The sequence below is a fragment of the Desulfovibrio psychrotolerans genome, assembly GCF_013340305.1.
Taxonomy (GTDB): Bacteria; Desulfobacterota; Desulfovibrionia; order Desulfovibrionales; family Desulfovibrionaceae; genus Halodesulfovibrio; species Halodesulfovibrio psychrotolerans.
The window spans coordinates 197,792-222,731 of record NZ_BLVP01000002.1; the positions used below are offsets into that span (position 1 = coordinate 197,792).

At 61.4% G+C, this 24,940-nt stretch carries 16 protein-coding genes and 1 pseudogene; 7 read left to right on the top strand and 10 right to left on the bottom strand.

Annotated features, from left to right (window positions below; all coding sequences use genetic code 11):
* Positions 1–213: 213 nt before the first annotated feature.
* Positions 214–2,058: a DEAD/DEAH box helicase gene (locus HUV26_RS03750; protein WP_174408768.1), complete on the bottom strand. Its 1,845-nt coding sequence runs from the start codon at positions 2,056–2,058 to the stop codon at positions 214–216.
* Between the two features lie 561 nt (positions 2,059–2,619).
* Between HUV26_RS03750 and HUV26_RS03755 the strand changes: the two genes are divergently transcribed.
* Positions 2,620–5,103, top strand: coding sequence for a glycogen/starch/alpha-glucan phosphorylase (locus HUV26_RS03755; RefSeq protein WP_308483142.1), 2,484 nt, complete (start codon positions 2,620–2,622; stop codon positions 5,101–5,103).
* A gap of 126 nt (positions 5,104–5,229) precedes the next feature.
* On the opposite strand, the gene HUV26_RS03760 is transcribed toward HUV26_RS03755, so the two are convergent.
* From HUV26_RS03760 to HUV26_RS03790, 7 genes are all read right to left on the bottom strand, one after another.
* Entirely contained in the window at positions 5,230–6,294 is a 1,065-nt protein-coding gene (locus HUV26_RS03760) for an NAD-dependent epimerase/dehydratase family protein (RefSeq protein WP_174408769.1), read from the bottom strand.
* Between the two features lie 226 nt (positions 6,295–6,520).
* Positions 6,521–7,324, bottom strand: coding sequence for a pyrroline-5-carboxylate reductase (proC, locus tag HUV26_RS03765; protein WP_174408770.1), 804 nt, complete (start codon positions 7,322–7,324; stop codon positions 6,521–6,523).
* Entirely contained in the window at positions 7,324–7,743 is a 420-nt protein-coding gene (gene ndk, locus HUV26_RS03770; RefSeq protein WP_174408771.1) for a nucleoside-diphosphate kinase, read from the bottom strand. Before ndk ends, proC begins: the two co-directional genes overlap by 1 nt.
* Before the next feature lie 80 nt (positions 7,744–7,823).
* On the bottom strand, positions 7,824–9,242 hold the full coding sequence (locus tag HUV26_RS03775) for a divergent polysaccharide deacetylase family protein (RefSeq protein WP_174408772.1): 1,419 nt from the start codon (positions 9,240–9,242) through the stop codon (positions 7,824–7,826).
* Positions 9,243–9,313: 71 nt separating this feature from the next.
* Positions 9,314–10,606, bottom strand: coding sequence for a S41 family peptidase (locus HUV26_RS03780; RefSeq protein ID WP_174408773.1), 1,293 nt, complete (start codon positions 10,604–10,606; stop codon positions 9,314–9,316).
* A gap of 29 nt (positions 10,607–10,635) precedes the next feature.
* Positions 10,636–11,799 carry a murein hydrolase activator EnvC family protein gene (locus HUV26_RS03785; protein ID WP_174408774.1) on the bottom strand — a complete coding sequence of 388 codons (1,164 nt, stop codon included), beginning with the start codon at positions 11,797–11,799 and terminating at the stop codon, positions 10,636–10,638.
* Positions 11,796–12,458 carry an endonuclease III domain-containing protein gene (locus tag HUV26_RS03790; RefSeq protein WP_174408775.1) on the bottom strand — a complete coding sequence of 221 codons (663 nt, stop codon included), beginning with the start codon at positions 12,456–12,458 and terminating at the stop codon, positions 11,796–11,798. The genes HUV26_RS03785 and HUV26_RS03790 overlap by 4 nt, the downstream gene beginning before the upstream one ends.
* Before the next feature lie 863 nt (positions 12,459–13,321).
* On the opposite strand from HUV26_RS03790, the pseudogene hgcA reads away from it, so the two are divergent.
* Positions 13,322–14,428: pseudogene (gene hgcA / locus HUV26_RS03795) on the top strand (mercury methylation corrinoid protein HgcA); the annotation flags it as partial.
* A gap of 8 nt (positions 14,429–14,436) precedes the next feature.
* Entirely contained in the window at positions 14,437–14,727 is a 291-nt protein-coding gene (gene hgcB, locus HUV26_RS03800; RefSeq protein WP_174408776.1) for a mercury methylation ferredoxin HgcB, read from the top strand.
* Between the two features lie 254 nt (positions 14,728–14,981).
* Here hgcB and hrpB read toward each other — a convergent pair whose 3' ends face one another.
* Complete coding sequence (gene hrpB, locus HUV26_RS03805; RefSeq protein ID WP_308483143.1) at positions 14,982–17,933, bottom strand: ATP-dependent helicase HrpB; 2,952 nt, start codon at positions 17,931–17,933, stop codon at positions 14,982–14,984.
* Positions 17,934–18,153: 220 nt separating this feature from the next.
* The gene (locus HUV26_RS03810) at positions 18,154–18,933 is read right to left on the bottom strand and encodes a substrate-binding periplasmic protein (RefSeq protein WP_174408777.1); all 780 of its coding nucleotides are present in this window, start codon (positions 18,931–18,933) and stop codon (positions 18,154–18,156) included.
* A gap of 261 nt (positions 18,934–19,194) precedes the next feature.
* Here HUV26_RS03810 and HUV26_RS03815 point away from each other — a divergent pair, with 261 nt between their 5' ends.
* The 4 genes from HUV26_RS03815 (at position 19,195) to nuoF (ending at position 24,919) form a co-directional block, all read left to right on the top strand.
* A complete protein-coding gene (locus tag HUV26_RS03815; RefSeq protein WP_243451249.1) occupies positions 19,195–20,994 on the top strand; it encodes a formate--tetrahydrofolate ligase in 1,800 nt (599 codons plus the stop codon).
* A gap of 83 nt (positions 20,995–21,077) precedes the next feature.
* Positions 21,078–21,995, top strand: coding sequence for a bifunctional methylenetetrahydrofolate dehydrogenase/methenyltetrahydrofolate cyclohydrolase FolD (gene folD / locus HUV26_RS03820; RefSeq protein ID WP_174408778.1), 918 nt, complete (start codon positions 21,078–21,080; stop codon positions 21,993–21,995).
* A gap of 55 nt (positions 21,996–22,050) precedes the next feature.
* Positions 22,051–22,812: an NADH-quinone oxidoreductase subunit NuoE family protein gene (locus tag HUV26_RS03825; protein WP_174408779.1), complete on the top strand. Its 762-nt coding sequence runs from the start codon at positions 22,051–22,053 to the stop codon at positions 22,810–22,812.
* Between the two features lie 196 nt (positions 22,813–23,008).
* Positions 23,009–24,919, top strand: coding sequence for an NADH-quinone oxidoreductase subunit NuoF (nuoF, locus tag HUV26_RS03830; RefSeq protein WP_308483144.1), 1,911 nt, complete (start codon positions 23,009–23,011; stop codon positions 24,917–24,919).
* Positions 24,920–24,940 lie beyond the last annotated feature (21 nt).

The window sequence follows — 24,940 nt, forward strand, 5'->3', positions numbered from 1 at the left end:
ACAGTGCGCGTGTTCCGGAAAAGAGCGGGAGGAGGCGGTGCAACGGCCTGACGGGAAAAGAAAAATCCTCCCTGACGGGCCGTGGTTGCGGCCTGTCAGGGAGGGGGTTTTGTATGCTCGTGGCACCGCAGGTTCTTGAAAACCGGTAAAAGTTTTCAGGGCGCTGCTTTTTCCGGCTGTTGTGCCGGAGTGGCGGCGCGGACGGTTGCCGGACTAGCGGTAGCCTGCGCGGGTGCGGCGGGTATCGCGCGGGGCAACATCGCGGCGGGAGTCGCCATCACGCGAGGGTGCGGCGTTGTCCGTGCGGGTGCGCTGCGGCTTGCCGGGACGCTGTGCGGCCTTTTCGTAGGGGCGGTCGCCTGCGTAGCCGCGTCCGTTGCCGGAGGCGCGTTCTTCGCCGAATTCACGGCCCTTGCCGAAGCCTTCACGGCCACGGTAGCCACCGTTGCCGTTACCCGTGTTAGCCACATTACCCGTATTACCGGTACGGTCCTGCCTGTCGAAGCGTTTGCCTGCATCCGCATTGCGGTCGGATTCTGCGCTACGCCAGGGCTTAACGCCGCCTTCCTGCGCAAACTTGCCAGCAGGCTGCGCGGCACGTCCGTAGGCGGGCTTTGCGGCGCGCCCGTAAGCGGGCTTGGAACGGTCGTCTGCAAGCTGGTCAGCGTAGGGGGAGCGGCCACCGGAACGCTTGTTGCCGAAGGGGGATTCGTCGCGGCCTGCGCGCTCTGAGGAGCGTTCGTAGGGGCGGTCTTTGTACCGATCCTGCGAGGAACGCTGGTCATCCTGCCGGGCAGAACGCTGCGCGGGAGCGGACTTGCCGCCGCGTCCGGCCTGCTGGCCAGACTTCTGCTGCTGGCCGTAGCGGCCATTGCGTCCGTTGCGTTCATTGGGACGGCCGAAGTTGTCCTGATCGGGAGTGGAATCCTGCACGCCGTAGGCAAAGCCTGCTACCGTGCAGCGGGTGATTTCGCTGCCCAGAGTGCGTTCGATGGAGCGCATCATGGAGACATCTTCGCCTGAAACCAGCGTGAGGGCCTTGCCTGTTCTGTCCGCACGGCCGGTGCGGCCGATACGGTGGGTGTAGGTTTCCGGCGTGTCGGGCAGGTCGAAGTTTATGACGTGCGAAATGCTTGTGCAGTCTATGCCGCGTGCGGCGATATCGGTTGCCACCATGACGGAGTATTTTCCGGAGCGGAAACCGTCCAGTGCTTCCTGACGCTTGTTCTGCGAAAGGTTGCCCTGCAACGAGGTGGCGCGCCAGCCCTTTTCACCCAGAATGCGGGCCACGCTCTTGGCGCGGTGCTTGGTGCGGGTGAAGACGAGAACGCTTTCGTGATCGGTTTCCTTGAGCAGGGCCTCCAGCAGGCTGGTCTTCTGACGCTGCGGAACAGCGTAGGCCAGATGCTCAATGGAGGTTTTCGGAACGGTGTGGTTCACCTGCAGGGTAATGGGGTCGTTGAGAACCTCTCCCGCAAGGGCACGTATTTCCGAAGGCATGGTGGCAGAAAACATGAGGTTCTGACGCTTGACGGGCAGGCGGGCGAGAATGCGGCGCAGGTCGGGCAGGAAGCCCATGTCGAACATGCGGTCCGCTTCGTCCAGCACCAGCACGTCTACCTGCGAGAGGTCGCATTCGCCGCGGTTAATCAGGTCGAGAAGGCGGCCGGGGCAGGCAACGGCTATGGAAGATGCGCGCAGGGACTTTATCTGGGGGACAATGCCGACGCCGCCGAACACGGAGGTGCTGCGAAAGCCCGTCTGCTTGCCGAGGGAAACGAAGGTTTCCTGTATCTGCAGAGCCAGTTCGCGGGTGGGGGCCAGCACAAGCGCACGCACGGGGCCGCGCCGGCTTGCATCGACGTTTACGAGATGCTGGAGAATGGGCAGGGCAAACGCGGCGGTTTTGCCGGTGCCTGTCTGAGCCAGACCGAGAACGTCGCGTCCCTGAAGGACGGGGGGAATGGCCTGGGTCTGGATGGGGGTGGGGGTTTCGTACCCGCACGCAGTGACGCCGGCGAGTATGCGCCGGTCAAGAGAAAAGGATTCGAAGCTCACGTGGATTCCTGAAAATATGTTGGAAGGAGTGGGGCAATCGTGCGTGACTGTCGATTGCGCGTCCGGCCGCATACATGGAAGTGCGCAACGGCGCAATCCGCTGGGCGGTCCGGCAAGTGTCTTGTTGTGCTCTGGACGGGAGTCTGTCGGTTCGGGTGTTATGCGAAACGGCGTTGCCCTGTGTGCGGCACCTGTTCTCCCTGTTCTGAGGGGCGGTGCACGCGGGCAGACGTGGGGTGTGGCTCATGTCCGGTCACGCGAGTGGGTTATCTCTACGCGAATCCGGGCCGATGTAAAGCTATTTATGCAATCAATCTGAAAAAAAGAGTTGACGCAGGGCCGGAGAGCCTTGCTTTGGGCTGGGGAAATGGGCGAAAAACGTATCTTCCTGCTGGAAATCATGGTATGAGGGGGCATTGTACAGTATGGTATGAAGATGCCCGATTCCCGTATACAGGCTCCTGCGCACGCTTGCATTAGGCGGACGTGTATGAGGGCGTGCATGCGGACATGATGCGCCAAGGAACGGACCGTAACCCCCACTAGCCGGAGGTTTTGTGCATGGATTCCACCACTCCCGAAGCATTGGCCGGAATGCGTGAGACCGCTTCGCCGGCCACCCTGCCAGCCGATACCCTGAAAGCCGATATTTTGTGGCATGTTCTTTACAGTCTTGGGCGGGATAACGAACGCCCGGACAGGCAGACCGTGTTTCGCGCGCTTGCCCTTGCCCTGCGCGACCGGCTGGTGGAAAAGTGGATTGCCAGCCAGCGGGCCATTTATGCCAAGAGTTCCAAGCGGGTGTATTATCTTTCGCTGGAATTTTTGCCCGGTCCGTTTTTGCGGCAAAACCTGATTGCGCTGGGGCTGGAGAAAGAGGCGCGTGATGCCCTGACCGAGTTGGGGTTTACCCTTGACGATGTGGCAGGAGAGGAGTGGGAGCCCGGACTGGGCAACGGAGGGCTGGGGAGGCTGGCCTCGTGCTATCTGGATTCTATGGCGGCCTTGCGCCTGCCCGCCTACGGTTACGGCATACGCTACGCCTTTGGTATTTTTCATCAGCTCATCCGGGACGGGCAGCAGGTGGAACGGGCGGACAACTGGTTGCGCGGAGGGCAGCACTGGGAGTTTGAACGCACCCATTACATGCATCCGGTACGGTTTTACGGTTCCGTGCGGGAGTGGGTGGATGAGCAGGGCAGGCTGCGGCATACGCTGGAAGGCGGCAGCACCGTGATGGCCATGGCGTGCGATATGTTCATTCCCGGCTACCGGAACGACTATGTGCTGAACATGCGCCTGTGGGCGGCGAAATCCAGTCGGGAGTTCGAGTTTTCCTTCTTTAACACCGGGGACTACATAGGGGCGGTGGAAAAGAAGATTCGGGACGAGAATATTTCCATGGTGCTGTATCCCAACGATGAGGCACCGGAGGGCAAGGAACTGCGCCTGAAGCAGCAGTTCTTTCTTGTTTCCGCCACCATGCAGGATATTGTGCGGCGTTTCCGCAAAAAAGGCGTGGCGTGGGACCAGTTTCCCCGCAAGAACGTCATTCATCTTAACGAGACGCATCCTGCCGTTGCCATACCCGAACTGATGCGGTTGCTGGTGGACGAAGAACTGCTGCCGTGGGAAGAGGCGTGGTACATCTGCGTGCGTACCTTTGCCTACACCAACCACACCGTGCTGCCCGAAGCGCTGGAAGTGTGGCCGGAGGAACTGTTCCGCAAGGTACTGCCGAGGCATTTGCAGATTATCTACGAGATAAACCGGCGCTTTTTGCATGACGTGCGCCGCCAGTTTCCGCATGACCCCGGGCTGCTTGCCCGTGTTTCACTCATTCACGAAGGGGAGCAGCGCTTTGTGCGCATGAGCCACCTTGCCATTGTGGGCAGCTTCAGCGTGAACGGGGTTTCGGCGCACCATTCCAACATCATCAAAGAAAGCATTTTTAACGAATTCTACAAGATATTCCCGGAACGTTTCAACAACAAGACCAACGGGATAACCCCGCGCCGCTGGTTGAGGCAGTGCAATCCCACGCTGGCGTGGCTGATAACTGAGCATATCGGCACGGAGTGGCTGACAGACCTTGAACAGTTGAAAAAGCTGGAGCCGTATGCGGAAAGCGCAGGATTCCAGAAGGCGTGGATGGAGGTGCGGCTGCGCAATAAGCAGAAGCTTGCCGAGTACATACATGCAAAGAACGGCATAACCATTTTGCCGGAAAGTTTGTACGATGTGCATGTGAAGCGGTTTCATGAATACAAAAGGCAGCTTTTGAATATTTTGCACGTGATAACGCTGTATAACCGCATCCGCAGGGACCCGGACGCGGGAATAGTGCCGCGCACGTTCATCTTTGGCGGCAAGGCGGCACCGGGATACTACATGGCGAAGCACATTATCCAGCTTATTAACGCCGTGGGGTATACCATAAATACCGATCCGCGCGTGGGAGATATGCTTAAGGTGGTGTTTTTGCAGAACTACTGCGTGACGTTGGCGGAGCGCATCATGCCTGCCACGGATCTTTCTGAGCAGATATCCACGGCGGGGATGGAGGCTTCCGGCACGGGGAACATGAAGTTTGCCCTGAACGGTGCCATTACCATAGGGACGCACGACGGCGCTAACATAGAGATGCTGGAGCATGTGGGTGATGAAAACCTGTTTCTGTTCGGGCTGCTTTCGCATGAGGTGGAAGACCTGCGCAGGCAGGGGTATAACCCGCGTACCTTCTATGAGACGGACAGCGAGCTGCGTGAGGTGCTGGACATGATATCCGGTGGCTACTTCTCACCCGGCGACCCCCACATGTTCCGTGATATAGTGGAAAGCCTGCTTAATCACGGCGACCGCTACATGGTGCTGGCTGATTTCCGGTCATATGCATATCGGCAGCAGGATGCCGCGAGAGCGTATCTGGATCAGCCGGGGTGGGCGCGGCGGTCCATGCTGAACACGGCGCGTATGGGCTTTTTCTCCAGCGACCGCTCCATGGGCGAGTATGCCCGTGACATATGGGGTGTGGAGGGCGTGTAGGCGGCGGGACGGTTTGCAGGACAGATATGATTGCAAAGGGCGGCACGGGCCGCCCTTTTTTTTGGAAAGTGGAGTGGTGAGCCGGCGCCTGCATTGAAGCCCGCTTTGGGAAGCAGGAGAATCCTTTTACGCCTTTCCCGCTGCGGCATGCTGGCTGTTTGCCCATGCGATGGTGCGGCGCAGGCCTTCCTCAAAGGTAATTTGGGGCGCGAATGCCGTGGTCTGCGTGAACAGGGAGATGTCTGCCTGCGAGTGGTAAATGTCACCTGCGCGGGGAGCGGCGTGGCGGATGGAACTGCCCGTGCCGGTGGTGGCGATGGCCTTTTCTGCCAGACTGCGGATGGTGATGCTGCTGCCGGTGCCCACATTATAGATACCGGAAAGGGGCGCGGTGAGGCCGGTTGCCGGATTGGGGATGACTCCCCCGGCAATGAGGTAGGAACGTACCACGTCTGAGACGTAGATGAAATCGCGGGTCTGCCCGCCGTCTCCGAAGATGGCGAGTTCATCGCCTGCCGTTGCCTGCGTGATGAACTTGGAAACCACGCCGCTGTAAGGGCTGCTGGGATCCTGCCGGGGGCCGAAGATATTGAAGAACCGCAGGGAGCAACCGTAGCCGCTTTCCTGCATGAGGCGGGAGGAGAGGTATTTGGATCGCCCGTAGGGGCTGTTGTGGACGGTTTGGGGATCGGCGTATTCTTCCCGCAGGGGGAGGCGCGGATCATCGCCATATTCCGCCGCCGACCCCGCGAACACAAAGGCCTGCGCCCCGGCTTCCCGCGATTCTGCGTGCAGGGCCTGTGTGGCCGTGTAGTTGGTGGCCATGGTCAGTTCCGGGTGTTCCATGGAAAAGGCCACCATGACCACGGCGGCAAGGTGGAACACATGGCCGATGCGGGGGTATTCCTCATGGCAGCGTTTGAGGACGCCGTGGCGCGTGATGTCGTGCTCCACATAGCGGAAGGCCGGATTGCCGAAGGCATCCGACAGGTTGGCTGCCTGCGCACGGGGAATGATATCCACGCCCACGACGGGAAAGCCCAGCGACAGCAGGGCATCGGTAAGGTGGCTGCCGACAAATCCGGCGCAGCCGGTGACAAGGCAGGCGTTTTGTGGATGGGTTGGCTGGCCGGGTGCTGCTGGCGTCTTTTGCGTTTTGGGAGTCTGTGGCGTTTCTGGCGTCTTTGGCATGATGGGCTGGCCCTGCGAAGGTTTGCGGGGTTGGTACATACGGCGGTTCGCTGCCGGGCATCTGACAGGGGGGCGGGGGTATGTGCCTTCTTTTCCAGACGCACACTTTGGCAAAGTACGGCGCGCGCGCGGTGTATGCAAGCGGAAAGACAAAGAAGGCGCGTACCTTGCGGTACGCGCCCCCGGCACGCAGTCGATACCCCCCGTCACGCGGGCACGCTCGGTGCTATTTGCTCATCTCCTGCCCGCGTGTGCGGGCCTGGAGAACGGCGTCGATTATGTTGCCCCGCACGGCAGTGCGGTCCAGATGGTTTACGGCGGCAATGGTAACCCCCGCAGGGGAGCAGACCATTTCGCGCAGCACGGAGAGGTGCTTGTCGGATTCATCCGCAAGTTTCACCGAGCCCTTGCAGAGCTTGATGATCATATCCGTTGCGTCCTGCCGGGTAAAGCCCACGGTGACTGCCGCTTCAACCAGCGCTTCCATGAAGTGGAAGACATAGGCGGGGCCGCAGCCTGCAACGGCTGTAAAGGCGTTGAACTTGCTCTCCGGCAGCACCATGACCTGCCCTATTGCGCCGAAGATGTCCTGCACGGTCTGCATACGGGCTTCGCCAAGGTCCGGGTCTTCCAGACACAGGGCGAAGATGCCTTCGCCCACCATGGCGGGTGTGTTGGGCATGCAGCGCACCACGGCACAGGCACCGCCGCTGTACTGTTTAAGCGCAGCCTGCGAAACACCCGCGGCGATGGAGATGACCGTTTTTCCGGCAAGCCGGGGCGCGATTCTGGCAAGAACGGGCTCCACCTGATCGGGCTTTACAGCCAGCAGGATGTAGTCCGCGTGCTCAGCGACCTGTTCTTCCGACCCGCAGATGGTGAACCGGGGCAGGGCGGCATCGTCCTTAAGCGTTTGCAGGGTGGTGGTGCTGCGGTCGTAGCCGGCAAGGGCAATATCCTCGCGGCTTCCCAGTCCCTTCAGAATGGCGGACCCCATATTGCCGCAGCCTATGCAGCCGAGAGTGATCATTAGCCTGTAATCTCCAGTGCGTTGAAGAAGTAGCTTATTTCGAACGCGGCGGTTTCCGGCGCATCGGAACCGTGCACGGAATTCGCTTCCAGATTCAGGGCGAAGTCCTTGCGCAGGGTGCCTTCCGCCGCATTGGCGGGGTTGGTTGCGCCCATGAGTTCACGGTATCTGGCAATGGCGTCATCGCCTTCCAGCACGGAGCAGACCACGGGACCGGAGCACATGAATTCTGTGAGGCTGCCGAAGAAGGGGCGCTCTTTGTGCACGTGGTAGAATCCTTCCGCCTGTTCCCGGGTCATGTGTATTTTCTTCATGGCCACGACGCGCAGACCGGCCTTCTGGATACGGGCGAGGATTTCGCCTTCGAGATTGCGGTTTACGGCATCGGGCTTGATGATGGAAAACGTTCTTTGCAACATGACAGACATTCCTCCGAAAGTGTAATGGTATGTTCGGACTCCCGCAAGCGGCAACATGCGTTGCGGGATAATGGCCCCTCTCAGTTTGGCCGGAGCGAACGCACGGTTACCACGCTGACCGCCGGATTGCGCCTTGCCTCCCATTGCTTGAGGGCTGCAAGGGTTTCCGGCAGGGGATGGCCTATGGCTATGGCCTGCCCCGTGGTAAGGGCTATGCGCTCTGCCTTTTCCAACTGGTGCACAATGCTTGGTACATCCTGTACCACGTCAATGAAGACGCTCCGCTTGTAGGCGGTGAACCCGGCCTTCTTCGCTTCGCCGAAGAACACGGATTTGGGGTGCGTCCAGCTGTCCAGCACGAACAGATCGCGTTCGCGCAGTTCTTCCAGCACCGCTTGCACGGCCTGTCTGTCCTGCGTGAACCGTGACCCCATGTGGTTGTTGATACCCACCGCATACGGAACCATTTTCAGGTTTTCCGCAATGATGGTGTGTATCTGGTCCGGTGTCATGCGCACGAACACTGTTCCCGGTCCGGGGCGTACCTCTGGGTAGCCGATCGGCTCCATGGGCTGATGGAGGATGATCTCCTCGCCACGTTGCCTGCCTATTTCCGCCACCAGCTTGGCGTTTGTGGAACGCGGCCAGATGGCGAAGGTGACAGGGTAGGAGAGCGAGGCCAGTTTGCGGGCGGCGTTCACGCTTTCGCCAAGGTCGTCAATGACGATGGCGAGACGTCCGGTTCCTTCCGGGGTCGGGCGTGGGTCTGGTCTGGGTCTTGTTGCCGGAGTTGCACCGGATTCAGCGGACGGAGGTTCCCCGGAATCCGGTGTTGTGGAAATATCTGTTTCCGCCCCCTGTGTATACGGGGGAGCGGGGGATGCTGCAAGGGTCAGTTCGTGGGTGGAGGCACCGTTGACCGATATGGTGAAGCTCTCCGGACCGGTGGGCGTGAACGTGGCGTTGCCCACCCATGCGGCAAGCGAGTTTGCTATGGCTGCGGTCACCTTTTCCGGTTCCGTGCTGTAGAGGCGCATGCGCTGGAAGTGATACTCCTGTCCGTTGTGGAAGCGGGTTTCCACCTCTTCCAGAAGCACGGCGGAACGGTGCAGGGCAAGACCTGCGAATGCCTGCAGGAGGGCGAAATCTATCTTCTTTACGCTTTCTTCCAGCGGTCCGCCCAGTGTTTCCTCATAGGGCAGGGAGGTGGGGTCCACGCGCCCGCGCAGCGAACCTGCCGCCGTGCTCTCAGCTGCTTCGGTTGCATTGAGGGCGGTTGTTGGCGCAGGCGATTGCATGCAGCGCACAATGCCCAGCAGGAGAAGAACGCAGAGCACGCCCGCAAGGAAGGGGAGTGCCCACCGCGGCAGCGCGTTTTGCAGGCGTGACAGGGAGGACCGGAGGCGTGCGGATGCCTGCGCGAGCAGGGCAGCCTTGCCTTTGGCATCTCCGCTGGCGGGGCCGTGTGTATTTTCTGGTTTTGGGGAGTGGGTCATCATGGAGCGTGCTGCAGCGATGGCGGGGGGCGTTGCAAACCGGGGGCGCGGATTTCCGCGCCCCCGTGGTTATTCTAGTGGATGCTCTGTATTCTGGGCAGGGAGTGCACCAGTTGCAGCGCCATGCGCAGCTGGTTGTCGCGGTCCAGCGCCTCCTGCACTTCCTGCGTGCGCTTGAAGTCGCCCTTGGGAGCAACGCCGGTCTTGTCTGCCGGGTTGTCCAGATGCCGGTCAAGATCCTTTTCGCGCATGGTGCGGCGCGGTTTCTTTTCCGTTTCTTCAGCGGGCATCTCAAAGGGCAGGAGGATGTCCGGCTGGATGCCTTCTGCCTGAATGGAGGTGCCGTTGGGCGTGTAGTAGTGCGCGATAGTCAGCTTGACCGCGCCGCCGTCGCTGAGGGGGATGATGTTTTGCACGGACCCCTTGCCGAAGCTGCGTTCGCCCACCAGAAGCGCCCGCTTGTGGTCGCGCAGGGCACCGGCCACGATTTCCGAGGCGGAGGCGGAGCCTGCGTTGATGAGCACGACCATGGGAGCCGTGATGTCTGAGCTTTGGGTGCGTGCGGTGAATTCGCGGCTTTCCTTGCCGCGTCCGCGGATGGACACCACAGTGCCCTGACCGAGGAAGGCATCTGCAACGCTGACGGACTGGTCCAGAAGACCGCCGGGGTTGTCGCGCATATCCAGAACGATGCCCTTAAGCTCGTTTTGCTTGGAGTATTCCGCTATCTTTTCGTACAGTTCATCGGTTGTGCGTTCTGAGAAGCGCATGAGACGGACCCACAGGAAACCGTCATCCAGCAGTCGCGTCTTCACGCTGATGAGCGGGATGATGTCGCGCGTGATGGTCATTTCCTTGGGTTCGTTGGCATTTTTGGGCAGGACGGTCAGCGTGACCTTGGATCCCTTGGGGCCTTTGATAAGCGAAACCGCCTTGCTCAGGGACATCTCCTGCGTGGGAGCGCCGCCCACTTCAAGGATAAGGTCGCCGCTTTTCAGCCCGGCTTTCCATGCGGGGGTGTCTTCAATGGGGGCCACCACCTTGAGAATACCGTTTTCATCCTGCGTTATTTCTATGCCTATGCCGAAGAATTCACCGGAGGTGGTCTCCTGCATGCTCTGGTATTCGGTGGGGTCCATGAACGAGGAGTGCGGGTCAAGGGATTGCAGCATGCCCTGAATGGCACCGTCTATGATGTCCTTGCGGCTGACTTCATTGACATAATAGCGTTCAACCATGTCCAGAACCTGACTGAAGCGCTTCAGGGAGTCGAACTTGTTCTGATCGCCGGTAGCAAGGCCGGGAGCCGTGGAAAAAGCGAGTATTGCAAGGGCCGCCGCCGAGGCGACCCACATGGATATACGCATTACAGATCCTCCGAGAGACCGTATTGTACCTAATTCGAAGCTGTTAGCCACGGCTCAGGGTTAATGGCTTTTTGATGAAAACGCAATTCGAAATACAGGCCCGGGCCTTCTACACGGGGGAAGTGTCCCGCCGTGCCGAGCTTCTGTCCTCTGGTTACATTCTGCCCCACGCCCAATCCGCTTTCGGACAGGAAGGCGTAGAGGGTATAGTAGGCTGAGTCATGCATGACGATGACCACCCTGCCGAAGCCACGCAGCACATCGTTATGCACCACCTTGCCGGAGGCAACGGAGCGGACCTCTGTGCCCTGCGAAAGGGCAAGGGCCATGCCCCGGTTGGGCGGGTTGGCGTTTGGCGCGAACTTGTGTGCCAGCCTGCCTCTGGCGGGCCAGGGCAGTTTGCCCTTCATCTTGGCGAATTCGCCTTCCGGGCCGCCTGTTTCCTCCATGCGGTAGTTCAGGTCCTTGATGACGTCGAGCACGTTTTTAAGCGTGGCTTCCGCGTCTTCCTTTTCCTTGCGCACGGCCTGCAATTTGCTGTTGTGCTGCAGCCTGTCGCGCAGGAGCCTGTCTTTGGTCTTATTGACAGCGGCCAGACGCTCGCGGGCACTGCGGGCAAGTTCTTCCTGCGTTTTCAGGGCCTTGGCGATGCTCTTTTCCTGTTCCGCAATGGCCCGGTTTTTTTCGTCTATGGCGGCGTATATTCTGCCCGACCATTCGAACTGGCGGTCGGCCTCGTGCCAGTCCGGGACGTTGCCGCCACGTCCGGCCTGACTCTGCATGTACAGGGGCCACATGGCATCGAGCAGTTCACGCAGTTCCTGCTCTGTTTTCCGGCGCTGGGCCAGTACCTGCCCGTGTTCTTTTTCTGCCGCTTCGCGCTTGCGCTCTATGGCGGCGAGGTCCGATTCCTGCTTGGCGAGATCGCGCTCAAGCTGCTTCATACGGTCTTCTGCCGCAGCAAGTTCCTTGTGCAGGGCACGTTCCTGCGCGGTGAGGGCGTTCAGCTTTTTTTCTGTCTGCTTGGCCTTATTCTGCTGCGTGGAGAGGGACTTTTCTATGGTCTCCTGCTTCTGCGCATGTGCCGTGAAGGCAGGCAGCATGAGCATGACGGCGCAGCACAGGAGCAGCACCGTGCATACAGAGGCGGCAGGGCAGGGCAGGGACGGGTGGCGGTGGGTGTGCGTGGTCATGCGGTGCCGCCGTTCAGGTACGGGTTGAGCGGGCATTGTGCGCAGAGGGGGGCTGATTTGCGGCACCATTCCTTGCCCACCCGCACGATGAGGGCATGGTATTCGTTATAAAGGGGCACGTCCTGCGGCAGTACATCCATGAAATAGTCCCGCATGGTATGGTAGTCCGCATCTTCCGGCATAAGGCCGTGCCGGGTGAGAATGCGGTGGGTGTAGGCATCTGCCACAAAGGTGGGCAGCCCTGCGGCGTAAAGTGCTATGGAATCTGCTGTTTCCGGCCCTATGCCCTTGATGGCGAGCAGGGCTTCGCGCACATCTGCCGTATCTTTCTCCGCGAGGGCGGCGATATCGCCTCCGGCGTATTCCGTGAGCCAGCCTGCAAAGGTGCGCAGCCGTTTCGCCTTCATATTATAATAGCCCGAAGGACGGATGCGCTCCGCCAGTTCGGATTCCGGCATGCCGAGGATGGCACGGGGGGAAAGGGCGTTTGCCTGTTTGAGATTGGCGATGGCGCGTTCTACGTTGCCCCAGTTGGTGTTCTGGGTGAGGATGGCCCCGACGGCGACCTCGAACGGAGACTCTGCGGGCCACCAGCGGCTGGGGCCCAGACGGTCCAGCATGGCTTGGAACATGTTCAGGAGGAGTTGTTGGCGATTCATTATGCCCGCATGCTAGCGTTTCCCGCAGCGTGTTGCAACTGGGGCGGTGACGGATGTGCAATAACGCCCTGCATGCAGCTTGCCTGTAGCGGGCGGGAGTATTACCTTGCCTTGCGGAGCGGGAATGCCTATTCGCGCAGTTGCCTGAATTGAAAGTGCAACGGTGCGCAATGAAAGCTTTTTTGGTGTGCTGGTCCGTGGGATGTGTCCGGTGTGTTGTGTCCGGTGGGATGTGTCCGCAGGGAAACGTGCTGCTGCCGTTGCCCCGGGCGTGATAGGGATGCGCGCTCAGAATGGACATTCAAGGATACGCGCTCAGAATATTCGATCAGGATATTCGATCAGGAAATACGATCAGGTTGCGTTGACGATACGTTAATTTTTGTGAGGAAACGATTGTGAAGCTGTTTGAACCGTTGCGCATGGCGCCACAGGCTTCTGCGCCAGACCCGGCACAGTGCTGCCCGGGCCAGACAGACCGGACAGGACAATGCTGCCAGACAGACCAGACAGATCAGACAGACCTGGCAGGCCAGTATACCCCCTCAGGCTCGTCCTGTGCGGCTGCGCCGCTTTCCGGCGGGGCACCTTGTGCATGTTCGCCGGAAGCGTGCCCGCCCGTTGGCAGTACGGTTCCCGGATGCTGTGCTGCTGAAGCAGGGCCGGATTCGCCATTTGCGCCTGTTCCTCCGGTTGCCTTTTCCGGGCGGGAGGCAGGAGGGATTGCGGCGTCTGCATTTGCTGATGCCTCCCGTGGTTCTGTTCATGATTCTGCCTTGGATTCCGCCAGTGGTGCGACCTGTGATACGGGATGCGGTTCAGCATGCGGCGAAAGTGCCAACCCTGCCGCCGAGCCGTGCTGAGGCCCACCGCCGCGACCTGAGGCCAGGTCGTACGAGCGGGCGGGCTACGCCGTGTATTCCTGCGTGGACACCTTTCTGGATACCCCTGCCGGTCCCGTACCCCGCGTGCGGACCCGGCGCGGACCGGGAGACTGGGCCGGTACTGCCCTTGCCCGTTTGGGCATAACGCGGGACAACTATGTCGTTTCGCCCGGTCTGTATGCCGTGGGCACGCCGGATGCGGCTTCTCCGGTTATTGTTACCGCCAACTACAAGCTGACGTTTGATGTGGTGCGCGAAGACCTTGCGGGGCAGCATGTCTGGCTGCTGGTGCTGGATACTCGCGGCATTAACGTGTGGTGCGCGGCGGGCAAGAATTTGTTCTCTACGGATGAGGTGGTGCGCCGCATACGGCGTGCAGAGCTGGATAAGGTGGTATCGCACCGCAGGGTAGTGCTGCCGCAGCTTGGGGCACCGGGGGTTTCTGCCCGCGAAGTACGCCGGGCCACGGGTTTTTCCGTGGTGTACGGTCCTGTGCGGTCGGCGGACCTGCCTGACTTTCTCGCTGCCGGACAGAAGGCTACCGAGGCCATGCGTCTGGTGGATTTTCCCCTGCGGGAGCGGGCGGTTCTTATTCCCGTGGAATTGGTGCTGCTGTGGAAGACGCTGCTGCTGGCCTTTTGCGCAGTGTTCGTGCTTTCCGGCATAGGGCCGCATGTGTTTTCGTTCACCGAAGCGGTGACGCGGCTGGGCGGATTTGCGTGGGCGACCCTGTTCGGGGTGCTGGCGGGCCATGTGGGCGTGCCGCTGCTGCTGCCGCGTATTCCCTTCCGGGCCTTTGCCGCCAAGGGGGCGGTGGCGGGCGCGTGCGTGCTGCCGCTGCTGGTGTTTGCTGTGTGGGCCGGAGCTGCCGGAGCCGCCGGAAGTGGAGGGCCGGGCCTGATGGAGTGGGTTGCGCTGGGGCTGTGGACGGTGACTATCAGCTCGTTTCTGGCCATGAATTTCAGCGGTTCCACCCCCTACGCCTCGCCCTCCGGGGTGGAGTGGGAGATGCGCCGCGCGGTGCCGCTGCAGGCGCTGGTAGTGGTGGTGTGCGCCTTTTTATGGGTCTTTGCCGCCTTTGTGTAGGAGGATGTATGCAGGGCTTCAGATATATTGAGAATGTGGTCACCATAGGCCTGGATGCGGAGAAGTGTGTGGGCTGTGGCCTGTGCACGGAGGTGTGTCCGCATCTGGTGTTTCGCATGCAGGATGGGAAGGCCGGATTTGCGGACCGCGAAGCCTGCATGGAGTGCGGGGCGTGTGCGCGCAATTGCCCTGTGGGAGCGCTTTCCGTGAACCCCGGCGTGGGGTGCGCCTCGCTGATGATTAAACGCTGGCTGCATGAAAAGGGACTGCCCGTGCGCATGGGCAACGGCTGCTGCTGACCTGCGGGGGCGCTGTAGCACTGTCGCGTTGTCGGGCTGCCGGGCTGTCTGCGATGACGGCGGACGGCGGTGAGTTGCCGGGCATGCGTAAAGCAGGGGCTGACCGGCACACAGACTAGCGTGCCGGCGGAAAGAGAGTGTTTAGGGCGGTATGCCCATGCTCTGTTGAGACTTTTTTCAACAGGGTATGGGCATACCGCCCTTTTGTTTGGCGTGCGTTTGTTCGCTGCCTTTCAGCAGGGTGTTCTCTGCTGCTAGCCGGGTTGCTGCATGCGTTTGGTGACGTGGCGGGTGGGCTGTGCCGTTGCGGGGTCTTCCGGCCATGGGTGTTTGGGATAGCGGCCACGCATTTCTGCGCGCACTGCCGGGTAGCCGTTTTTCCAGAATGAGGCGAGGTCGCGCGTGACCTGCAGCGGGCGGCCTGCGGGGGAAAGCAGGTGCACGGGCAGGGCGTAGCGTCCGCCCGCGATGGTGGGCGTTTGCTGCGCGCCGAACATTTCCTGCAGTTTGACGGGGAGTACGGGGCCTTGTTGCTGTCCGCCGCCCGTGGTGTAATCGAGCCGGATGCGCGACCCGGACGGCACTGTGATGTGGGTGGGAGCTTCTTTGTCCAGACGCTGCGTGGCCTGCCAGCCGAGCAGGGCGGCAAGTGCCGCCGCAAGGTCTATGCTCCTGAACTGGGAGCGGCGCGTGATGCCGCCGAGAAACGGCCCGAGCCACGCGGGAAGGGTGCGGAGCAGGGCGTCGTCCGAGAGGTCCGGCCACGGGCATTGCGGCATATCCGGGCATGAAGCTTGCGGTATGTCTGGACATGGGCCTTGCGGCATATCGGGGGACGAGCCTTGCGGCTGTAGAGTACGCAGAAACTGTACCCGTGCACGCAGGCTGAGGGTTTCTTCCGTCCACGGCAGGCAGTGCAGACCTATGGAGCGGATGCCATCCGTAACCGCGTGCATGATATCCTCTTCCCGCGCGGAGTCGCTGGGGGCGTCTGCAAGCACAAGCGCGCCCAGCCGGGTCTGCCGCCGTGCCGTGACGGATTCTGTCCGGCTGTCCCACAGGACGAAATCATCATCGGCAAGGGCGTGCGCGAAGAGGCGTTCTATGTCCTGCTTCGTGATGGGGGCGGCGCTCCATATGCGGGCGCGGGCGGCGTTGCCGTCCAGTTCCGCCACGGCAAGGAACGGTTCGCGCGCGAGCGGGTCTTCCTGCGGGAGGAAGGCGGTTCTGCCGCCGGAAAGGCGGAATACGCCTGCGCCGCGCTGCTGCCCGATGCGGTCGGGGTAGGCGAGGGCAAGGCAGATTCCCGTATCTTCCGGTTCTGCAGCCTGCGTAGCTAATTTAGCCAATGGAGTCTGTCCGGCCCGTTCGGCCTGTTCACGGGAGGGGGCAAGGTGCGATACGGTGCGGGCAATGTGGTGGATGGCAGCCGTCATGCGGTTGGTTGTGCCATGCGGGCCTGCGGGGGCATGGCCCTGCTTTGTCAGCCGGGAAATATCGCGCGCGTAACGCGCCACGGCGGGGCGAAGGTCTGCACCGGAAGCGCGTTCTCTTTCGGAGAGCAGGGCAGCTACCACGCAGGCGGTGGCCGCATGGGGATGTTCCGCATTATGGCCGGAAGGCTTCTCCGGCGTGTTTTCCGTATTACGCTCGCTCTCCGGGGATGCGGCCCGGAGTACCATATGCGCCAACCGGGGATGCAGGGGCAGGGCGAGCATGGCCTTGCCGTGCGGGGTGATGCGGTGGGCGGAGTCCAGCGCGCCGAGGCTGTGCAGCAGTTCGCATGCCTGTGCGAAATTGCCTTGCGGCGGCGGAGTGAGCCACGGCAGGGAGACTGCACCCGCGTATCCCGCCACGCCCCATGCGGCCAGTTCCAGCGCCAGCGGGGACAGATCGGCCTCTGTGATTTCCGGCGCGGCAAAGGGGCGCATGGAGTGCTCCTCTGCCTGTTCCCATAGCCTGTAGCAGACGCCCGCCTCCAACCGACCCGCGCGGCCTGTGCGCTGGGCAGCGGCGGCGAGGGAGACCCGTTCCGTGACCAGCCGGGTCATGCCGCTGTTAGGGTCGAAGCGGGGCAGGCGGGCGTATCCGGCATCTATGACCACGCGCACGCCTTCTATGGTGAGTGAGGTTTCCGCAATGGATGTGGCCAGTACGACCTTGCGGATGCCGGGGGGCGGCGGTGTGATGGCGGTGTCCTGTTCGCGCGCGGAAAGGTCGCCGTAGAGCGGGAACAGGCGCACGTCCGGCGGCAGGGAAGGCGCGGTTGCGTTGCCCATTGTGTTGTCAGTCGAGCCAGTCGGAAGAATCGCCGGGCCACCCGGATGTGCCGAGCCGGCAGCAGATGTCTGACCAGCCGGAGAGGTCAATCCTGTAGCGGCGCGGGAACCGTAGTCCTGAGGAGCACCCAGCAGTTCCGTCACGGAGCGGATTTCTCCCGCACCGGGCAGGAACACAAGGATGCTGCCCGGTTCCGATGCCAGCGCGTGACCCACGGCGGCGGCAACGTGGCGTTTGTCTGCCTGTGCGTGCGCGCCGCCCGCAGGAACGGTACCGCGCCGGGGCGGGGGCAGGTGGCGCACGGTGACAGGAAAGGCGCGCCCCTCACAGGAGATGACGGGGCAGCCGCCCATGAGGGTTGCCACGGGGCGGCAGTCCAGCGTGGCGGACATGACCAGCAGGCGCAGGTCTTGCCGCAGGGCGGACTGGGCTTCCAGACACAGGGCAAGGCCGAGGTCTGCGTGCAGGCTGCGTTCATGAAATTCATCGAAGATGACCATGCCGTATCCGGCAAGTTCCGGGTCCGACTGAAGCAGGCGGGTGAGGACACCCTCTGTGACCACCTCTATGCGGGTGGCTGCGCAGACGCGGGTTTCGTGGCGGATGCGGTAGCCGACCGTGTGTCCCGGTTGTTCTCCCAGCAGGCGCGCCATGTAGCGGGCGGCGGCACGGGCGGCGATGCGGCGCGGTTCCAGCATGAGGATGCGCCTGCCGTTCAACCACGGGGCGTGCATGAGCGAGAGCGGCACCAGCGTGGTTTTGCCCGCGCCGGGCGGGGCGTGGAGCAGGGCGTTCGGGGTGGTGCGCAGGCTTTCGGCCAAGTCTGGGAGGATGCCGGAGACGGGCAGGTCCGGTAGATTCGGCAAACCCGGATGTGGCGGATGCGGAAGCAGGGGAGGTTTGCTGGTCGGAGGTGCGGGCTTCATGGCGATGGGTGGTTGCTGATTGGGACGTGAAGTCCGGGAAGGCACGTATACCGCATACCACTCCGGCTGGAAAGGGCTGCGGGACCGGTCCGGTGCGGAACGGTTCGGTCAAAGAGTCTGCTGTCTGTCAGGAATCTGCCCGGAACTTGTTCGGAACTTGTCCGGAACCGGCAAGATGCGTGATTGGCACCTGCACGACAGCTGGCAGCCCGCCTGCTTTTCAGCGTATGTACCGCCGGATTATGGATTCCACCTCTCCACGCTCGCGCAGCACGTCAAGCGCGTTCTGAAAGTCGCGGATTATGGCGTCCGGCGTGCTGATGTTGAAGGCGAAATAGAGTTCGGAACTTTCCAGCGTGAAGATGGTTTCGAAATCGTCCGGGTCGTAACCCGCCTCGCCTATGAAGTAGCGTGCCACAGATTCTTCATACGCCCATGCGTCCACCCGCCGTTTGTTCAGCATTTCTATGATGCTGCTGGCGTAGGGGTTTGTGGCGATGCGTTTTTCGGGGTATCCTGCATTGATGAGCAGGGAATGTCCTATATCATCGTGCAGCGCGGCAATGGTGTGTGCCTTGAGTGCCTGCGCATCTGGCACCTGCATGTTGCGGTCTTTGCGGGCAATGACCGCAATGGTGGTGGGCATGACCGGTCCCGCCCATTTGAAGAGATTTTCGCGGAACCCGCTCCGTGTCATGACAAAGAGGCAGGAGTCCGGCACATGCAGTGCCGTTTTGTAGGCGCGCGCCCACGGAAGATGGCGGACGTTGTTTACAGAGACGGTGGCGTTCAGTTCTTTGAAGACCAGATCAAGAAGTTCTACGGAAATTCCTTTGAGTGTTCCGTTGTGCATGTAGTTGAACGGAGGATATTGTTCCGTCATGAAGTCTATATCATTAATGCTTGCAGCGGGAATGGCATGTCCCTGTGCCGGACCGAGAACGGACAGGCAAAGCAGCATGGCCGCAACGTGCAGCGTAACGCGGAGTATATATCCCATGCAGGTCTCCTGAGAAGAAATATGCGTTCAGTATACGGGAAACATCATGGATGCTGCAAGCCTGAGGGCGCAGAATATAATCGCTGTGGTATGTGGAGAAGGTACTGAGAGGCGGGGTGATGCTCCTCAGTGATTATATTGCGCAAAAAATGATGCTAAAGTTGACGAAATGAGCATTTTTGAAGTATGAATTGTATGCGGGCACCACTATGTGTGGCGCGCCCGCGTTGCCCTGATCATGTCTTGCCAAGGAGCGAGCCTATGTTGCTGGATACCGCCGGAATGAAATCGCTGGACCCCAAGGAGCACCCGGACTGGGAAATAGCGCAGGATGCGGAAAGCCGCATGAAGACCATCTACCGTCTGGGTGACGAGATGGGGCTGGAGGAGCGCGAGTTGCTTCCCTTCGGGCACTATATGGGCAAGATAGACTACCGGGCGGTGCTGCGGCGGCTGGCAGGAAAGCCCAACGGCAAGTATGTGGATGTGACCGCCATAACGCCCACCCCTTTGGGCGAGGGCAAGTCCACCACGACCATCGGGTTGGTGCAGGGGTTGGGGCGCAGGGGGAAGCGGGCTTCCGCAGCCATCCGCCAGCCATCCGGCGGGCCGACCATGGGGGTGAAGGGGTCTGCCGCCGGGGGCGGGCGGTCGCAGTGCATTCCGCTTACGCCGTTTTCGTTGGGGTTTACCGGCGACATAAACGCCATAATGAATGCCCACAATCTTGCCATGGTGGCGCTTACCGCGCGCATGCAGCATGAGCGCAACTACTCGGACGACAAGCTGGACCAGCTTTCCGGTCTGCGGCGGCTGAACGTGGACCCCACGCGCGTGGAGATGGGGTGGGTCATTGACTACTGCGCGCAGGCGCTGCGTAATATCATTATAGGCATAGACGGGGTGAACGGGGCCAATGACGGATTCATGATGCGGTCCAAGTTCGATATCGCTGTTTCCTCGGAACTTATGGCCATTCTTTCCGTTGCCAAGGACCTGAAAGACCTGCGCGAGCGCATGGGCAAAGTGATCATCTGCTACGACAAGTTCGGCAAGCCGCTTACCACCCGTGATTTTGAGGTGGACGGTGCCATGACGGCGTGGCTGGTGGATGCCGTGAACCCCAATCTTATCCAGACGCTGGAAGGGCAGCCCGTTATTGTGCATGCGGGGCCTTTTGCCAACATTGCCATAGGGCAGAGTTCCATCATAGCCGATCAGGTGGGGCTGAAGCTCTCTGAGTATCATGTGACGGAGTCGGGGTTCGGGGCGGATATTGGGTATGAGAAATTCTGGAATCTGAAGTGCCATTACAGCGGGCTTACGCCGGACGCCGCCGTGGTGGTGACCACGGTGCGGGCGTTGAAATGCCACGGGGGCGCGCCCGTGCCCACACCGGGAAAGAAGCTGCCGCAGGCGTATGCCGAGGAGAATGTGGAGTGGGTGGAAAAGGGCTGCGCCAACCTTTTGCACCATGTGCATATTGTGAAGCAGAGCGGGGTTTCCCCTGTGGTGTGCATAAACGCCTTTGTGACGGACACCCGGGCGGAGATAGCCAAGGTGCGCGAACTGTGCGAGGCTGCCGGGGCCAGAGTTGCCGTTTCGCGGCATTGGGAACTGGGTGGCGAGGGGGCTCTGGAGCTTGCCGATGCCGTGATGGACGCCTGCAACGACGAAACCGTGTTCACACCCCTGTATGACTGGTCCATGCCCATGCGCCGCCGCATAGAGACGGTGGCGACCAAGGTGTACGGCGCGGAGGGCGTGGATTATTCGTTTGAAGCCAAGGCGCGGCTGGAAGCCATTGAAAAGGATACGGAGCTTTCGCGGCTGGGACTGTGCATGGTAAAGACGCATCTCTCCCTTTCCGATGACCCTGCGCGCAAGGGGGTACCCACCGGGTGGCGGCTGAAGGTGCGTGATGTGCTCACCTTCGGCGGGGCAGGATTTATTGTGCCGGTGGCGGGGTCTATCTCGCTTATGCCGGGCACGGGGTCCAATCCTTCGTTCCGCCGCATTGACGTGGATACGGAAACCGGCCGGGTGAAGGGGCTGTTCTGATGCGGATTGCGGGTTGACAGCGTGCCGTGTCTGGGCAATACCGGGCGCGGCGTGTCCTTTCATCCCAGCCACAGGAGACGGAAATGAGTGCGGAAATAATCAGCGGAACCCAAATGCGCGCCGCCATACTTGAGGAGCTTGCCCGCGAGGTGAACATGATGCGGGAGAAGCACGGCAAGGTGCCGGGATTGGTGACTATTCTTGTGGGTGAAAACCCCGCCTCCGTAAGCTACGTCAGCCTGAAGGTGAAGACAGCCGTTTCGCTGGGATTCCATGAAGTGCAGGACAACCAGCCGGAGTCCATTACGGAAGAAGCCCTGCTCGACCTCATTGACCAGTATAATCAGGACCCGGACATTCACGGTATTCTGGTGCAACTGCCGCTGCCCAGGCATATCAGCGAGGAGCGCGTTATCCACGCCATTGACCCCGAGAAGGATGTGGACGGGTTTCATCCTGTCAATCTGGGGCGCATGGTGCTGGGCGACCGCCGATGCTGCTTTTTGCCCTGCACCCCCGCAGGGATACAGGAAATGATTGTCCGTTCCGGCACGCCCACCAGCGGGGCGGAAGTGGTGGTTGTGGGGCGTTCTAACATTGTGGGCAAGCCCATTGCCATTATGATGGGACAGAAGGGCGAAGGGGCGGACAGTACCGTGACCATGGTGCACACCCGTACCCGCGACCTTGCGGCGCACTGTCGCCGGGCGGATATTCTTATCGTTGCGGCAGGCGTGCCCGGTCTGGTGAAGCCCGACTGGATTAAGCCCGGTGCCACGGTTATAGATGTTGGCGTGAACCGCGTGGGGACTGCCGCATCCGGCAAGGCCATTCTGAGCGGCGATGTGGACTTTGAAGCTGCCAGCAAGGTGGCGGGTAAGATTACGCCTGTTCCCGGCGGCGTGGGACCCATGACCATTGCCATGCTGATGAAGAACACCGTGAAAGCCGCGTGGATGCAACTGGAAAACAGGCCCGACTGCACGCATATCTGCCGCTAGGTACTTTTCGCGCCGCCCGCTTCTTACGGGCGGCGCAACTGTTTGGGAGCCTTTCATGAGCCGTTCTGATTCTTCCGGTCCCAAAAAGTCCGGGTCCAAAAAGTTTGAGCCTAGAACATTCGATACGGACACGTCCGGTCGAGATTTGCCCAGACCGGATGCGTCGGGTCCGAATTTGCTTGGACCGGACACGACCGGCACTGCCATATCGGACGCCGGACCGCTGTGCCCGGACGCATCGGGTGCGGACATATTCCCCGCAGGCAACAGCCCGCATGCCACAGGCGGCGCACACGCCGGATGCCGCGGGGATTCCTGCTGCTGCGGTGAGGAGGCGGGCAGCTCCCGGCACGCTGTAACCCCGGAACAGTGGGCCGCCGTGGACGCAGTGATTGCGCGCCACAGGCATGTGCCCGGTTCGCTGATCACCGTGCTGCGCGAGGCGCAGGAGGTGGTGGGGTATTTTCCGACCCCGCTGCTGGACCGCATTGCCGAAGGGATGAATATTCCCGGCAGCGACGTGTTCGGCGTGGTTTCCTTTTATTCCCTTTTTTCGCTGGAGCCGCGCGGGAGGCATTCCATAAAGGCATGCACGGGCACTGCCTGTTATGTGAAGGGCATCCGCGAAGTCATAAGCCGCATTGCGGGAGAATACGGCATTCGTGAAGGGCAGACCACGCAGGACGGGCGGTTTGACCTTGAAGGGGTTCGGTGTCTCGGTGCCTGCGGACTTGCTCCGGTGATGGTTGTGGGCGGCGACACCCACGGGGCCGTTTCTGCGGATACTGTGCTGGAACTGTTGAAGAAGTACGCCTAGAGTTATCCGATGACACAGGATGGTATGCCGGGGTGCGGCACACTGCACGGAACAGCGTATGGCTGTGCGCGCGGCGCAGGGAGGCTGATGCTCTTGCATCTGTTGCCCTTGCGCCTGCCACATCTGGGTTTGTTACCTGCCGGAGCCATTGAGCTGCCCGCGGGCACGGCAACCGCTTGAGAACGAAGGAGCCGCCATGAATGACCACCGCCCGCCGGAAGCACCCGGCTGCACCACCCCCACGGATATGCCGCCCGGAACGGGCTGTCTGTCGGTGGACGATCTGCATGTGCTGCGTGCGGCGTATGAAGCGCGGCTGAACGCCCCCGGCGTGCGGCATGTGTTCATCTGCGGCGGCACCGGGTGCCATGCCACGGGCAGCATTGCTGTGAAGGAGCGTCTGGTGGCGGAGATTGCCGCCCGTGGTCTGCAGGAGCGGGTGCGTGTGGTGGAGACGGGCTGCAACGGATTCTGCGCCTTGGGCCCGTTGCTGCTGGTGCATCCGGACAACGTGTTTTACCAGAAGCTCGGCGCGGATGACATGCCGGAACTGGTGGAAGAGCAGCTTGTGCACGGGCGGCAGGTGGAGCGGCTGCTCTACCGCGACCCGCAAAGCCGCACCCCCATACCGCTTTTTGCCGATATTCCCTTCTTTGCCCGCCAGATGCCGTGGACCCTGCGCAACAAAGGCCTGATCAATCCGGAATCCATTGAAGACGCCATCGGGCGGGGCGGGTATCTGGGCACTGCCAAGGCACTGCTGGACATGACCCCGCAGGATATTGTGGAGCAGATGAAGATTTCCGGGCTGCGCGGGCGGGGCGGAGCGGGATTTCCCACAGGCATGAAATGGGAATTTGCCATGCGCAGCCCCGGCGGGGTGAAGTATGTGCTGTGCAACGCGGACGAGGGCGACCCCGGCGCGTTCATGGACCGTTCCATTCTGGAGGCGGACCCGCACGCCGTGCTGGAAGGCATGATTATCGCCGCGCGCGCCATTAACGCCCACAGGGGATACATTTACTGCCGCTCGGAATATCCGCTGGCGGTGCGCCGCGTGCAGATGGCCATTGAGCAGGCACGGGCACGCGGATTGCTGGGCGGGAATATTCTCGGTTCCGGGTTTGCGTTTGACGTGGACATCTATCAGGGAGCGGGGGCCTTCGTCTGCGGCGAGGAGACCGCCCTTATGCGGTCCATTGAAGGCAGGCGGGGTATGCCGCGTCCGCGTCCGCCCTTTCCCGCCCACAGGGGGCTGTGGGAGAAGCCAACCATTCTGAACAATGTGGAAACCCTTGCCAACGTGGCGCAGATAATGCTGAACGGCGGCGCGTGGTATGCCTCGGTGGGCACGGAGCGCAGCAAGGGGACCAAGGTGTTCGCGCTCTCCGGCGATGTGTGCAACATAGGACTGGTGGAGGTGCCCATGGGCACGCCGCTGCGCACCATCGTGTACGACATAGGCGGCGGTATTCCGGGAAAGCGCAGGCTGAAGGCCGTTCAGTTGGGCGGGCCTTCCGGCGGATGTATTCCGGAATCGCAGCTGGATGTGGTGGTGGATTACGAGGAAATTGCCAAGGTGGGAGCCATTATGGGGTCCGGCGGCGCCATTGTGATGGACGACCGCACCTGCATGGTGGATATGGCGCGCTTCTTTCTTGAGTTCATACAGGATGAAAGCTGCGGCAAGTGTACTCCGTGCAGGGAGGGCACACGCCGTATGCTGGAGATTCTGGAGAATATCTGCGCGGGGAGGGGGCGCTCCGGTGATGTGGAATTGCTGGAAGAGCTTGCCGCCGTGATAACGGATTCCGCCCTGTGCGGGCTGGGGCAGACGGCGGGCAACCCCGTGCTTTCCGCCCTGCGGTATTTCAGGGATGAGTTCGAGGCCCACATTGAACACCGGACCTGCCCGGCGAGGCGGTGTGCCGCGCTGCTGGATTTTGCGGTGGACCCCGGACGGTGCAAACGGTGCGGCAAGTGTTTTCATACCTGCCCCGCAAACGCCGTGCGCTGGAAGAAGAAAGAGGTGGCCACCATTGACCGCGACCTGTGTGTGCGGTGCATGAGCTGCTACGGCGCCTGCGCCTTTGACGCCATTGACTGAACGGGAGAGCGAGCCGGATGG

Bases quoted from the DNA above. Each gene is read 5' to 3' on its own strand.
- hgcB (WP_174408776.1), top strand. From the start codon at position 14,437: ATGCAGGGCTTCAGATATATTGAGAATGTGGTCACCATAGGCCTGGAT.
- hrpB (WP_308483143.1), bottom strand. From the start codon at position 17,933: ATGAAGCCCGCACCTCCGACCAGCAAACCTCCCCTGCTTCCGCATCCG.
- HUV26_RS03775 (WP_174408772.1), bottom strand. From the start codon at position 9,242: ATGATGACCCACTCCCCAAAACCAGAAAATACACACGGCCCCGCCAGC.
- ndk (WP_174408771.1), bottom strand. From the start codon at position 7,743: ATGTTGCAAAGAACGTTTTCCATCATCAAGCCCGATGCCGTAAACCGC.
- proC (WP_174408770.1), bottom strand. From the start codon at position 7,324: ATGATCACTCTCGGCTGCATAGGCTGCGGCAATATGGGGTCCGCCATT.
- HUV26_RS03810 (WP_174408777.1), bottom strand. From the start codon at position 18,933: ATGGGATATATACTCCGCGTTACGCTGCACGTTGCGGCCATGCTGCTT.
- HUV26_RS03760 (WP_174408769.1), bottom strand. From the start codon at position 6,294: ATGCCAAAGACGCCAGAAACGCCACAGACTCCCAAAACGCAAAAGACG.
- HUV26_RS03780 (WP_174408773.1), bottom strand. From the start codon at position 10,606: ATGCGTATATCCATGTGGGTCGCCTCGGCGGCGGCCCTTGCAATACTC.
- folD (WP_174408778.1), top strand. From the start codon at position 21,078: ATGAGTGCGGAAATAATCAGCGGAACCCAAATGCGCGCCGCCATACTT.
- HUV26_RS03755 (WP_308483142.1), top strand. From the start codon at position 2,620: ATGGATTCCACCACTCCCGAAGCATTGGCCGGAATGCGTGAGACCGCT.
- HUV26_RS03790 (WP_174408775.1), bottom strand. From the start codon at position 12,458: ATGAATCGCCAACAACTCCTCCTGAACATGTTCCAAGCCATGCTGGAC.
- nuoF (WP_308483144.1), top strand. From the start codon at position 23,009: ATGAATGACCACCGCCCGCCGGAAGCACCCGGCTGCACCACCCCCACG.
- HUV26_RS03825 (WP_174408779.1), top strand. From the start codon at position 22,051: ATGAGCCGTTCTGATTCTTCCGGTCCCAAAAAGTCCGGGTCCAAAAAG.
- HUV26_RS03785 (WP_174408774.1), bottom strand. From the start codon at position 11,799: ATGACCACGCACACCCACCGCCACCCGTCCCTGCCCTGCCCTGCCGCC.
- HUV26_RS03815 (WP_243451249.1), top strand. From the start codon at position 19,195: ATGTTGCTGGATACCGCCGGAATGAAATCGCTGGACCCCAAGGAGCAC.